General features: G+C 58.9%; 12 protein-coding genes. 5 read left to right on the forward strand and 7 right to left on the reverse strand.

All coding sequences use genetic code 11. The features are described from left to right. Positions 1 to 3 precede the first annotated feature (3 nt). The 5 genes from ACI3L3_RS10295 to ACI3L3_RS10315 all read left to right on the forward strand — a co-directional run bounded on the left by ACI3L3_RS10295 (position 4) and on the right by ACI3L3_RS10315 (position 5,808). Positions 4 to 369, forward strand: a complete 366-nt coding sequence (locus ACI3L3_RS10295; RefSeq protein ID WP_404845020.1) for a hypothetical protein — start codon at positions 4 to 6, stop codon at positions 367 to 369. Next, complete coding sequence (locus ACI3L3_RS10300; protein WP_404845021.1) at positions 360 to 644, forward strand: hypothetical protein; 285 nt, start codon at positions 360 to 362, stop codon at positions 642 to 644. The genes ACI3L3_RS10295 and ACI3L3_RS10300 overlap by 10 nt, the downstream gene beginning before the upstream one ends. Before the next feature lie 158 nt (positions 645 to 802). Further along, entirely contained in the window at positions 803 to 2,068 is a 1,266-nt protein-coding gene (locus tag ACI3L3_RS10305) for a DNA cytosine methyltransferase (protein ID WP_404845224.1), read from the forward strand. Between the two features lie 201 nt (positions 2,069 to 2,269). After that, complete coding sequence (locus ACI3L3_RS10310; protein ID WP_404845022.1) at positions 2,270 to 3,445, forward strand: tyrosine-type recombinase/integrase; 1,176 nt, start codon at positions 2,270 to 2,272, stop codon at positions 3,443 to 3,445. 965 nt (positions 3,446 to 4,410) lie between these two features. Next, positions 4,411 to 5,808 (forward strand): alanine/glycine:cation symporter family protein, encoded by a 1,398-nt coding sequence (locus tag ACI3L3_RS10315; protein ID WP_404845023.1) that lies wholly within the window; start codon positions 4,411 to 4,413, stop codon positions 5,806 to 5,808. Positions 5,809 to 5,895: 87 nt separating this feature from the next. Here the strand turns inward: ACI3L3_RS10315 and ACI3L3_RS10320 are convergent, their stop codons facing one another. The 7 genes from ACI3L3_RS10320 to ACI3L3_RS10350 form a co-directional block, all read right to left on the reverse strand. Beyond that, positions 5,896 to 7,008 carry a mechanosensitive ion channel family protein gene (locus ACI3L3_RS10320; protein WP_404845024.1) on the reverse strand — a complete coding sequence of 371 codons (1,113 nt, stop codon included), beginning with the start codon at positions 7,006 to 7,008 and terminating at the stop codon, positions 5,896 to 5,898. 269 nt (positions 7,009 to 7,277) lie between these two features. Next, complete coding sequence (gene rimK, locus ACI3L3_RS10325; protein WP_404845025.1) at positions 7,278 to 8,156, reverse strand: 30S ribosomal protein S6--L-glutamate ligase; 879 nt, start codon at positions 8,154 to 8,156, stop codon at positions 7,278 to 7,280. Further along, entirely contained in the window at positions 8,153 to 8,617 is a 465-nt protein-coding gene (locus tag ACI3L3_RS10330) for an ATP-dependent zinc protease (protein WP_404845026.1), read from the reverse strand. The genes rimK and ACI3L3_RS10330 overlap by 4 nt, the downstream gene beginning before the upstream one ends. A 258-nt stretch (positions 8,618 to 8,875) precedes the next feature. Continuing rightward, a complete protein-coding gene (locus ACI3L3_RS10335) occupies positions 8,876 to 9,421 on the reverse strand; it encodes a GNAT family N-acetyltransferase (RefSeq protein ID WP_404845027.1) in 546 nt (181 codons plus the stop codon). Continuing rightward, positions 9,418 to 10,431 carry a D-alanine--D-alanine ligase gene (locus tag ACI3L3_RS10340; RefSeq protein WP_404845028.1) on the reverse strand — a complete coding sequence of 338 codons (1,014 nt, stop codon included), beginning with the start codon at positions 10,429 to 10,431 and terminating at the stop codon, positions 9,418 to 9,420. Before ACI3L3_RS10340 ends, ACI3L3_RS10335 begins: the two co-directional genes overlap by 4 nt. After that, positions 10,428 to 11,444 carry a D-alanine--D-alanine ligase gene (locus ACI3L3_RS10345; RefSeq protein WP_404845029.1) on the reverse strand — a complete coding sequence of 339 codons (1,017 nt, stop codon included), beginning with the start codon at positions 11,442 to 11,444 and terminating at the stop codon, positions 10,428 to 10,430. The genes ACI3L3_RS10340 and ACI3L3_RS10345 overlap by 4 nt, the downstream gene beginning before the upstream one ends. 18 nt (positions 11,445 to 11,462) lie before the next feature. Then, positions 11,463 to 12,614 carry a KamA family radical SAM protein gene (locus ACI3L3_RS10350; protein ID WP_404845030.1) on the reverse strand — a complete coding sequence of 384 codons (1,152 nt, stop codon included), beginning with the start codon at positions 12,612 to 12,614 and terminating at the stop codon, positions 11,463 to 11,465. Between the last annotated feature and the right edge of the window lie 411 nt (positions 12,615 to 13,025).

The following is a 13,025-nucleotide window of genomic DNA, read 5'->3' on the forward strand; positions in this document are numbered from 1 at the left end:
AGCATGACACTCCAATGCTCCTGCTACTGCGATGAGAGCCCGCAGTTTTATTGCGAGCGAACGGTCACGGCGCGCAAGGCGCACGTCTGCGAGGAATGCGGGGAACAGATTCAGCCCGACGAAAGGTACATCACCGGTTCAGGCAAGTTCGACGGGGCATTCTTCACAAGAAAGGTCTGCCTGCAATGCGAACAACTCGGCCAGAACTTCGGCTGTTACTGCCTCGGCGCGCTGTATGACGAGATTCTCGAATGGGGACTGGAAGCGGGCAGCGACCTGCCCCCGGAACTGTTCGACGGCCTAAGCGCAGCCGGCGCGGCAAAGCTGGAACGCCTCGTCCTCAACAAACTGGAGGCCACATGCTTCTGACGGAAGACCAAGCCAAAACCAAATGGTGCCCCTTCACCCGCTGCGCCGAAACCCGCGACGACGAATTGGAAGGCCCATTCAACCGCTACCACTCCGCCTCAGAACAAGCCCACATCACCGAGCAAGCCCTCTGCATCGGCCACAAATGCATGGCCTGGCGCTGGACCCCATTCGCCCTCGACATGATCAACGCCGCCGACGATCCCAACACCGTACGCAAGGACGCCCGAGGCTACTGCGGACTGGCAGGATCACCGGTGCGGGGTGCGTGGTGAGATTTGGGTCAATTTGCTCGGGAATTGAAGCCGCTTCCATCGCATGGCAACCACTTGGGTGGAATTGCGCATTCGTGTCTGAAATCGATCCCTTCCCGTGCGCTATCCTCTGTCACCGCTTGGGAGCCACGAGGCCCCAAGCCATGCCTAACCCACTAATGGCCTCAACACCTCAAGAAGCCCGTCAACGAGAAGCTGCATGTCGGCAGATTAGGCAACTTCCTGTGTGGGGCGACCTCCCTAATCTTGGCGACGTGAATAAAATACAGGGTCGCACTTGGCGCGGAAAGATCGATGTGCTCGTTGGCGGAACTCCATGCCAAGCCTTTTCAATTGCAGGAAAGAGACAATCCCTTCAGGACGAACGCGGCAATCTCTCATTGAAATTCGTGGAGCTCGCGCATGAAACAGATGTCCCTGTTGTCGTATGGGAGAATGTCCCAGGAGTCCTTTCAACGCGAGACAACGCTTTCGGCTGCTTCCTCGCTGCGCTGGTTGGAGCAAAGCGCCCCCTCGTATCAACTAAACGCGCAGGATGGCCTCGTGCAGGTCTGGTTGCCGGACCTAAGCGCACATGCGCATGGCGGGTCCTTGATGCGCAATATTTCGGAGTGGCCCAGCGTAGACGCCGTGTGTTCCTCGTTAGCTTCCGTACTCGTGACGGACTCAATCCCGGAGCGGTACTTTTTGAGCCCGAAAGCGTGCCAAGGGATTCTTCGCCGCGCTCGGGAAAGGAAGCGTCCACTGCCAAAACACTTAGAGCGCGCCCTAGCAACAGTCATCGAGCCGACTCTGACAACTTTGTAACTCAACACGGACCACTTAAGAAATCAGTGCCCGGCCGCAACGGCGACTCTCCGTGCCCTATTCAAAGGCCGGACATCATCACCCACTATGTAGGAAATGCTGAAGGAGGAGCATTGGAGCTTCCTAGCCTTACGCGTTGCAATCTAGGCAAAGGTGTTCACAACCAGTCGCCTCTTCTCCTCGCATTTGAACACCATATGCAAGACAGCAGAGTCAAAAGTATCAAGACCGTTTTTCCGCAACTCAACGCCAAAGCGGGGACAGGCGGTGGCAATCTGCCTCTCGTGATGCACACACCAGTAACCTTCAAAATTCGATGTGGATGTGACGGCGGAGGGAAAGGATATTTAGAAAGCCGTAATCAAGCCATGACTATTGCAACAGGCACTGAGCAACATGTGTTTGAAAGCTCACGGGTTCGACGGTTATTGCCACTTGAATGCGAACGCCTTCAAGGCTTTCCTGATGGCTTTACCGACATTCCATTCGGGAGACCTAGGGCCCAAGACCAGCGCTGCCCTGACGGGCCAAGATACAAGGCTCTAGGAAACAGCATTGCCATTCCCGTTCTCCAATGGATAGGAACCCGTATCAACAAGGTTTTGCAGGCAATCTAACCAGAATCCATCCTTTGCTACTCGCACATAACCGCTTGCCGGATACGGGATATCCACTCCCTCCCCAGCACCCACGTTTCGCCTTTATCGATAAACAAAATGAACAAGGTGTAGCAATTCAACATGTTCCAGTCACCTTGGAGAAATCATCACCCACGTGGTAATCTCGTCTCCCGTGTCCGTAACGGAGGTGAGTTATGCATGACTGGGGAGATTTATTCACGAGAAAAGTGTCCACTCTGTGGAGGCCGACTGGTTCATGATCCGCGCCGTAATGGCCTCTTTTGCCAAGAGCATCCCAAACAGCACGCGCAAAAGAGCTTTTACGTCAAGTTCGGACGTGAAGTGAACCGCCATTTCAGCACCTACGAGAAGGCGCTCTATTTCCTGAATGGTCTTCGGTTCAAGACCTACGAAGGGACCTTCGACGCCGACGACTATCAAAGCGGCGCTCCGCATGCGTTCACGACCCTAGCTGACGCCTTCCTGCGAGAAAAGAAGCATCTGAAGTCATATCGATCGGTTCGGAATCATATGACCAAAGCCAAGGCGTACTTTGGCGACATGAACATCAAAGAGATCAAGCGTAGGCATATCCGAAAGTTTCTCTTTTCTCTCAAGGTCTCGGACAAGACCCGCTTCAACTACCGCTCCACTCTTCACCATTTCTTCGTGTCATTCCTCGTGGACGAGGAATACATCAAGCTTTCTGACGTCCCACGCTTCCCTTCCATTGACTACGAGCTCGGCTATCGAAACATCGTCGACATCCCCACTCAGAACGAGATCGTGGAGCAGGTTCGGGAAAACACGTGGGATCTGAACCCCAAGATATGGCTCGGCATTGATATCCTTCGGACCTACATATCCCTGCGCCCGGACGATTTGCGACGCCTCACCGAAGAGGATGTGGACGCGCGTGGCGGCTATCTACTGATCTGGCGGCCGACGAAGACCCGCGGCAAGTTCAAGCGCAAGACCGTTGTCCTGATGCCGGATCACGTTGAACTCATCCGGGAAATGAAGAAGACCTTTACCGCTATGCCGCACCTTCCATTTTTCCGGTGGCACGGCGGCGAAGGCAACAATACAAGAGCGGGACAACCTTTTGGGCCTAAAGTCTTCTACAAGTACTGGCGCAAGGCTTGTAGCGATATAGGTGTTCCGAATGTCGACCTCTACGGTGGAACACGCCATAGTACCACCACGGCCCTCTCGCTTGAGGTAGGAAGAGACTCAGCGAAAGTCGCAACTGACCATGGTACGAACAAAGCTTTTGACCGCTACTGTCAGGCCGAGAATGTGGAGGCTATTCGGATGTCGAAGGTCATCCAAAAGATCCAAGGAAAAGTCATAAAGCTGAAGGACAAAAAATAGGGAAAAATGCGCCCGGTGGTGAATCGGTGGTGAACGCCTCAAAAAACACAAAGCAATACAAGAGGTTAGACCCTAAGACGGGGGTTCGATTCCCCCCGCCTCCACCAGATACCCCAACAAAATCAAGCCCTTGGATCCGTCCAAGGGCTTTTTTGGGTTGTAAAAAAGTTGTAAAATCGAGCTAAGCCCAATGCACGTAAGTCGATTTTCGGTTTTGCAACTTACGTGCTTTTTGCCTCCCCAAAAGAAGCGAGCCGAAGCTTCTCCGACGTCCTCTTTCGCAGCTCTGAACGCCCCTCTTTTCTCCTCTTCTTACCCTCATTTTTTTGCTCTTTTCCTCCCCTTTTTTTGCCCAATGCCTGTCGCTTCTCCCGGCAACGGGCTTTCTATTACGATATTTGTTGGATAGCGGGGGTTTGTGGCGGGTGCAATGGTCAAAGGTGAGTGGTAGATTGCGGAGTGTAGGAATGGAGCAGGTTCGTGGGTTGTTTGGGACCATATAGTAGCAAGTAGAAAAGATAAGGGCTTAATCTTTAAGTTTTCGAAAGAAAAAGGAGCGCATATTTTCCAAACAGAAAGAACGCAGGGCGAAGCAAAAATGCAGGTATTTTAGTGCCTTGTGAGCTTTCATATCCGAAAACAGTATTGACAACTTTGGCCTTTATTTCGTAGCCCCATCATATGCTGCGCGTTATCCGCAACGCGCGAGGATCGTCAGCAGAGCAACACTCCCCTAAGTAATCGAAACTGCACGCAAAGGTCGGACAAGGCCGCTCCGTGGGACGAGCGCCATCGCACCGGCCTGCCGCGCCCTTGAACTGGAGACTGACAAGGCTGTCGCCACTGGCGTCGCCGTGCCTTTAGTCTTGGCTCTTGTGGGCGGGGGCATGCCGATTTTCGGTTGCAAGGGGAATTTTCGATAGTCGCGTATATGGGACTCTGAGATTCGAAACCAAGGGGATAAGATGGACTTTATGACTTCATTGGATGCAATTGTGGCTAAAGCAGGGGCCTTCGCCTGGGGCGTGCCGATGCTCATTCTGCTTGTCGGAACCGGCCTTGTGCTCACCATCGCACTGCGCGGCCTGCAATTCAGAAAATTATGGCATGCCCTTTACCTTGCACTGGTCAAACGCAAAGACGAGTCTGACCAGCAGGGAGATATTTCCCACTTTCAGGCACTGATGACCGCGCTGTCCGCAACCGTTGGTACCGGTAACATTGCGGGTGTTGCCACCGCCATCGCCGTAGGTGGTCCGGGCGCGCTGTTCTGGATGTGGATTACCGGCCTTGTGGGCATGGCCACCAAATACGCCGAGGCCGTGCTGGCTGTGAAGTACCGCGTGGTGGACGAAAACGGCGAGATGAGCGGCGGCCCCATGTATTACATTTCCAAGGGACTCAAGCTGCCGTGGCTGGGTGTTGCCTTTGCCGTGTTCGCATCGTTTGCGGCCTTTGGAATTGGCAATATGGTGCAGTCCAACTCCGTGGCCGACGCTGTGGAAGCCACCTACAGCATCTCCCCGCTGGTGACCGGCCTGGTGCTGATGGTGTGTACCGCCGCCGTTATCCTTGGCGGCATCAAGAAGATTGGTAAGGTTACCGCCTTCTTCGTGCCGATCATGATTGTGTTCTACGTTGCTGGCGCGCTGTACATCATCCTTATCAATGCCGCCGAAGTTCCCGCCGCCATCGTCTTCATCGTGGAGCAGGCCTTCAACCCCACGGCTGCCGTCGGCGGCTTTGCCGGTGCCACCATTATGCTGGCCATCCGCATGGGTGTTGCGCGCGGCGTGTTCTCCAACGAATCCGGCCTCGGTACGGCTCCCATCGCCGCTGCCGCCGCCAAGACCAACTGTCCTGTGACGCAGGCGCTCATCTCCATGACGCAGACGTTCATCGACACCATCATCGTGTGCTCCATGACTGGTCTGGTGCTGGTGCTGACCGGCGTATGGTCCAGCGGCGCAACAGGCGCAGAGCTGACCACCATGGGCTTTGCCGCCGGCTTCTCCGGTGGCGAGCACATTGTCACCCTTGGTCTGATCCTCTTTGCCTACTCCACCATCCTTGGCTGGAGCTACTACGGCGAGAAGTCCATTGAGTACCTGTTTGGCGTTAAGGCCATCCTGCCCTACCGCATCGTCTTCATCTGCTTCGTGGGTGTTGGCGCTGTGGCCAAGCTCAGCCTTGTCTGGAACATCTCTGATGCCATGAACGGCCTGATGGCCATCCCGAACCTTATCGGCCTGCTGTTCCTGACGCCGGTTGTGGTCTCGGAAACGCGCAAGTACTTTGAAAAGCAGAAAGCGGACGAATCGGGCGAGCTCGAAACCTCCGTTGCCTACGAAAGCCAGGACTAATCCCACTACGGGAGAGTCTTTGTGACGGGCCTTTCTTCTGCGGCGTCAAGCCAACGGGAGAAAGGCCCGTTCTTTTTTCGTCTTTTCCTAACTCTGCCCCTTCGTATCCGGCCCTATGGGCACGTCCATCATTCCCCCGCCCTGCTCGCGCCGCGCTTCAAGAACCACCCGCCGCCGCGGCAGGCACTCGGGATACTGGCGTTGCAGGAACTCGATAAGCCCTTCGCGCACCTTGCATCGCAGGTCCCACGCCTTGGAGGCGTTGGGGGAGCTCATAATCGCCCGCAGGGTCATGCAGTCGGCGGCGGTGTCCGTCACCTGCAGGACGCAGGTTGCGCCGTTCCACAGGTCCGGGGACTTCTGACACAAGCGCTCCAGCTCTGCGCGCAGCGGCGCGATGGGCGTAGCAAAGTCCACATGCAAAAAGACGGAACCGATGATTTCCGCGCTGGTCCGCGTCCAGTTTTGAAACGGCGTCTCAAGGAAGTAGTTCACCGGCACCACAAGGCGCCGCAAATCCCAAATGCGAACAACGACATACGTAAAAGTGATGTCCTCGATGCGCCCCCATTCGCCTTCGACGATGACCACGTCGTCGATGTTGATGGGGTGCGACAGCGCCACCTGAATGCCCGCGAGAATAGCGCCAAAGGTCTTCTGCGCGGACAAACCTATGACGATGCTCAAAACGCCAGCAGAGGCAAGAAGCGTCCCGCCTAGCATCCTGAACCTGTCGAACAACATCAGCGCAGCGGCAAAGGCACCTATCCAGATGAGCACGATGACAATGCGCTGCAGGATGTTGATCTTGGTATGAACCTGCCGCGCCACAAGGTTGTCCGGCGTGCTGAGGTCGTACTTCCAGTCCACCATAACCCGCAGCGCCCATGAGGCGAGGGTTGCCGCCCACGCCGCCATAACAACCCACAAGACGTCCAAGGCCTTCACCAGCCCATGCCACGTCCCGTCCGTAAGCCCGAGGAAGGGGACGAGAAGCGTCAGCACAAAGAGCGACGCCACGCACACGATAAACAGCGCAAGGCGTGGCTGAAGCGCGTTTGCCAGAGCGCGCAGCAGGCCTTTTTCATCGTCTTCACCTTGACGTTTTTTGAACCATCGCATCACCGCGAGCGCCAGCCATAGAAGCAGTACCGCCACAAATGCCCGCGCCGCCCAGCTTACCATTCCTGCTGTGTGCATACGTCCTCCCGGTCCTCGGGGTCATTCTCTTTACCAATCAACACAGCATTGTATGATATTGGGCGCAGGATGCAACGCCTTGTGACAACGGACGAGGCCGCCCGCCTTTCCCCCATCGCTTCCCTGCTCCTTTACCCTCCCAACACGCACGTCCATAGAGCGGCAACAGCGGCCCTGCAACGCGCCTTTATCCTCCGCCCTCACGCCCAAAAAAAGGGCGCCCGGCCTCTTGCCGCGCACCCTTGCAGATGTGGTGGGAACAGACGCGGTCAGCTCGCCGCGTTGTCCTCCACGAATTTGATAATACTCCCGGCAATGTCCTTGCCGGTTGCGTTTTCAATACCCTCCAGACCGGGCGAGGAGTTGACCTCCAGCACCACCGGGCCGTGGTTGGAGCGCAGAATGTCCACGCCCGCCACATTCAGGCCCATAATGCGCGCCGCGCGCACGGCTGTAGAGCGCTCCTCCGGGGTGATTTTCACGGGTATGGCGGTGCCGCCCCGGTGCAGGTTGGAGCGGAATTCGCCCTCCTTGCAGGTGCGCATCATGGCCGCGACCACCTTTTTGCCGACCACAAAGCAGCGGATGTCGCAGCCCTTGGACTCGCCAATGTACTCCTGCACAAGAAAGTTGGCCTTCAGTCCGCGGAAGGCTTCAATAACGCTCTCCGCCGCCTTGTCGGTTTCCGCCAGCACAACGCCGAGGCCCTGCGTGCCTTCCAGCAGCTTCACCACCAGCGGCGCGCCGCCCACAAGGTCGATAAGCTCGCGCGTGAACTTGGTGGAATGGGCAAACCCGGTCACCGGCAGACCAATGCCCTTCTGCGCCAACAGTTGCAGGCTGCGCAGCTTATCGCGCGAGCGATTGATGGCGACGGACTTGTTCAGCGTGGACACGCCCATCATTTCAAACTGACGGACAACGGCCGTCCCGTAGAAGGTGATGGACGCCCCAATGCGCGGGATGATGGCGTCAAAGCCCTCAAGGCGCTCGCCGCGGTAGTACACGGCGGGGCTGTGCGAGGTGATGTTCACATAGCACCGCAGCGGGTCGATAACGTGCACCTCGTGCCCATGTTCCTGCGCGGCCTCTTCAAGCCTGCGGGTGGAATAAATCTGCGGCCTGCGCGAAAGAATGCCAATTTTCATGCTTTTCCAGCCCCCCGGAGGTACGCTCCGGCCAGTTGCTTGCCGCACACATATGACGCAGCAGAGTCGATGAGAAAGTGATTTTCCAAGGCAGTGCGCCCAACCAACATCCGAAAGCCCATCCCCTCGCGGTTGGTGAGTGTCACTTCCACAGGCCGCACCACATTGCCAATGCGCAGCGGCGTTGCGATGACGATACGTTCCTCGCTTTGCCCGCCGGAGTTGGTAATGGTGCGTGTGTCCACCACAGGGGCGGTGCACCATATTTCAACCCGCGCATGCCTGCGCAAAGGATGCATCCCAAAACGCACGTACCGCACGCCCTGCGCCTCGTAGGTCACCAGGTCAAAGGCGTGCAGGGCCGAAGTCCTCGCGCCGGTGTCCATTTTGGCCTTGAGCGCGGGGATGCCGAGTTCGGGAAGGGCCACCCACTCACGCCAACCAATGATTGTCTTCTCCATAGCCTGTAAGGTCCCCTCACAAGAAAATGCCGCGCGGAAGATTCCCCCTCCGCGCGGCCTGAAAATCCATGTGTCTCAAACGTGGAACAGTCCGGCTCACACCGTGGCGCCACGGGATACGTGGCATACGCACAAGGCGCATTGTGGACATATTCCTCGGAAGGAAAAGCCACATAGAGCAATTCGAACCCTACGCCAAGACATTTCTTCTCATTTTGGCAGGTTTTATGTCATCCACTCTCAAAGCGACTCTGCGCCCTATGCGCAATACTCTCCCCACGCGTTATACGCATCGCCGGATTCAAAACCTGTGGCGAGCTCGCGCGTGTAGGTGAGGCGGGATTCACCGGGGGCGTAGAAGTCCGCATCCTCGCGCGTCACCACGTAGCCAAAGCTTTCGTAGAACGCGCGAGTCGGGGCGTATTGCTCGCGCGCGGATGTTTCTATGCGCACGGTCTGTCCGCCGGCAAAGATGATCATATCCTCGGCAAGATTCAGCAGCATGCGCCCCACGTGCCGCCCCCGGTACTCCTGCAGGACGCCTATCCAGTACAGGTCGAACAGCGCCGGGTTATCCTCCGACGGGCCGTAGCAGGCAAACCCGACCACCTGCCCGCCAACCTCGGCAAACAGAAACTCATAGCCGCTTTCCGCGCCCCTTTCCCTGTGTTCTTGCACCAGCGAGACCGCCATGTCTTCCTCCCAGTCGGTGAAGAACCCACTGGACGACACAATGCGGCGCACGGCCTGTTCATCGTCTGCGTGTACACAGCTGCGGAGAACCACATCCATTTCCGGCTTCATTGTATTGCCTCCAGGGCAGATGCTTTCCCTGCCACCGAAGTGGCGGCAAGAATCCGCGCAATGGCGTCTGTGTAAGCAATGCCCGCGCGCTCAAGGGCGGCGGCATAGCCTGCATCCGGCGACAGGCACGGGTTGGCGTTCACGTCGATAATATTCAGCTCGCCACGGGTATTGGTCCGAAAGTCAATGCGTGCGTACCCGGACAGGCCAAAGGCCCGCCAGCAGGCCAGCGCTGTGGTGCGCAGGTCCGCATTCAGGCTCGGGCACCTTTGGCACACGTCAAAGTCGCGCCGCACGGTCACATACTCCGAGGACGAGACGTCCCACTTGGCCCGGTAGCCAATAATGCGCACCGTGCCGACCTGCTCCTCAAAGCACATCCGCGCCGCTGGCAGAACCTCCGGCCCATCTGGAGAATCCAGCAGCGCCACGCAGTATTCGTGGCCATCCAGATAGCGCTCCGCAAGGCATTCTCCGCCAAGGCGTGTACAAAACCGCCGCACAGCATCACGAAGCGCTTTACGCCCGCCCACCTGCACCACACAGTCGGCCTCCAGCCCGGCGGAGGCATGCTCCCACGCGGACTTGATGATAAACCGCCCCTGTACGTCGCGGGTGCCACTTTCAAGCTGCCGCAGACTGCGCCACGCCGGGGTGGGCAGTCCTGCCGCACGCATCACGACCTTCGCCATGAGCTTGTTGGACGACAGGGCCATCGCAGTGCTGCCCGCCCCGGTAAAGGGCAGGCCCATTTCCTCGAGAAGCGCCGGAGCAAAATGAATAAACCGCCCCCGCCCCTCGGCCCCCTCGCACAGGTTAAAGACCACATCCGGGCGTACCTCGGCCAACTGCTGCCGCACGGCGGTCAGGTTCAGCGTAAAGGGGACGCTCACGGCCTCATGCCCCAGCGCTTGGGCCGCATCGGCCACGGCGCGCAGTTGCGTCAGGGCATCACGGTCGTCCTCGCCGCAGTGCTCGGGCGGCGGACTGTAAAGAAGAGCCAGCCTCACCGCCATGCCTCCGCGTGCGCCATCATAGGCTCCACCGCTTCGCCCTGCCGCTTCAGGGCCAACTGCACAATGCCGGTAATCAAATCCGAATAGCTGATTCCGGCCAAACGGCAGATGATGGGCAGGTCCGAGTCATCGGGGTTGAGGCCGGGGAGCGGGTTGGCCTCAATGAACATGGGCACGCCGCGCGCGTCGAGGCGCACGTCCACGCGGCCGGCATCGCGGCAGCCAAGGGCCGCCCACGCCTGCACAGCCAATTCAGCGGAAGCCATGGCCTCGCGGTCCGAGACAAGGCGGTAGGATACCCGCTCCTCATACTCCTGCTTGGCGGCGTAGCTGTACACAGCGCCAGAGCCGCCGCCGTCGGCCACCACTTCCATGACGCCCAGCACCCGGGCGCTGCCGCCCGAGCCAAGAATGCCCACCGTAAACTCCCGCCCCGGCAAATACCGCTCCACAAGCACCGGCTGCGCGTGACGCAGAAGCAGGCACTCGCACACGCGGCGCAGGGCGCGCTCGTCCTCCACCAACGACGCCCCGGTCACGCCCTTGCTGGTGCCCTCGGCAACGGGCTTGGCAAACACCGGAAACTCCAGCGAAAAGCCGTCCACATCGCCCAGGCGCTCCACCACGCGAAAGTCCGGCGTAGGGATGCCCGCGTCACGGACAAGGCGTTTGGTGGTGGCCTTATGCAGGCACACGGCCAGCGTCAGGGAATCCGAAAAGGTACACGGAATACGCCACGCTTCCAGCAGCGCCGGGATGGCTGCCTCGCGCCCGAAGCCGTGCAGCCCCTCGGCGATATTGAAAACAAGGTCCCACCTGCGTCCGCCGGAAAGCCGCTCCACAAGGGCGTCAATCCCGCCAATGCGCTCTACGGCGTGGCCTGCGGCAACGAGGGCGGATTCAATGCCCTCAATGGTGCGCAGGCTGTCGAACTCCGCCGTTTCATCCAAGGAATAGCCCCGCGCCAGATAGTCGCTGCGCAGGTCGTACGTCATGCCGATGTTCACAGTATTCTCCTGAGCGCCTTAGGCTGCCGGGACCGGACCGGGCGCAGGGTCAAGGGTGCGGAACTGCCGTCCCTCGTAGTTTTCAAAGACAAGCTCCTGCCCATCGCGCCCCACAAGATATTGGGGGAGGACAGGCGTTTTGCCGCCACCGCCGGGCAGGTCCACCACAAAATGCGGCACCGCGTAGCCGGAGGTGAACCCCCGCAGGGAGTGCATAATCTCCACCCCGCGCGCCAGTGGCGTCCGAAAATGCGCCGTCCCCGCTACCTGATCGCACTGGTACAGATAATATGGCCGTACACGACACCGCAGCAGCCCGCGCATCAGCCGGCCTATGGTCTGCTCGTCATCATTTATGCCCTTCAGGAGCACAGTCTGGCTCCCAAGGGGAATTCCGGCATCGGCAAGACGTCCGCACGCCTGCACCGCCTCGGGCGTCAGCTCCGCCGGGTGCGTGCAGTGGATGCTGACGAACAGCGGATGATACCGCCGCAGCATCCGTACAAGGGCGGGCGTCACCCGCTGGGGCAGAACCATAGGCGCCTTGGTCCCAATGCGGATCATCTCCACATGCGAGAGCGCCCGAAGTTGAGACACAATGTACTCCAGCGCGCTGTCCGGCAGCATGAAGGGATCGCCGCCGGAGATGAGCACGTCGCGCACCTGGGGATTTCGGCGCACATAATCGATGGCTCCGTCCCACATCCGCATGTGGAAGGTGCGGGTCTCCTTTTGTCCCACCAGCCGCGAACGCGTGCAGTATCGGCAATAGGTGGAGCAGATGTCCGTGGCCAAAAACAGCACGCGGTCCGGATAGCGATGCACAATGCCCGGAACAGGGCTGTCGTGCTCCTCGGCCAGCGGGTCGCCGCATTCGCCGCATGCTGTCATCCGCTCCGCCTCCGCGGGGATAACGCAGCGCCGCAAAGCTTGCGCCCCGTCACCTCCAGCCAGCAGGGCGGCATAGTACGGCGTCACGGCCACAGGCAGACGCAGGCCGTCCATACTCAGCGCCATGCGCTCTTCTGGACTCAGGCCCACCATGCGGGCAAAATCCACAACGCTGGTCAGCCTGTTTCGCATCTGCCAGCGCCAGTCGCACCATGTGTCGTCGCTGACGCCGGGAAAATGCGCGTCACGAAATGCACGCGACGCCGTCCCAACAGCCATATGAGGCCCTTTTCGGCGGCGCTGTTCTGCCGGCGCAGTCGCCCCGGTCGTCTGTTCAATCAGTTGCGCCACGTGAGCGGCGCATGCCTGCCCTGTGCCCAAGGGAGGGCGCTCTTCCTGTTCGATGATGTCTTCCATCGTTCCTTGTCCGCCCTGATGGCAGGGGCTGAGCCACCACCGCCGGGACCGTTCCAACCGTTATGGGAAAACGCGCCTTACAGCCGAAAAGCGCGCCAAAGCGTCCACCATGGGACACTGCCCAAACAGCAAGGGATGCGCCAAAATATAACCACCTAAAATATAACACTTTTTAATCACCACCCCACCACAAAGCGGAAGCGAAAGGACCGCTTCCGTGCCACACAGCCTCTCTTGCGAAAGGGATCACCATAATTCCAAGCCCCACAGGTC

The organism is Desulfobaculum sp. SPO524 (assembly GCF_044987625.1).
GTDB lineage: Bacteria > Desulfobacterota > Desulfovibrionia > Desulfovibrionales > Desulfovibrionaceae > Desulfobaculum.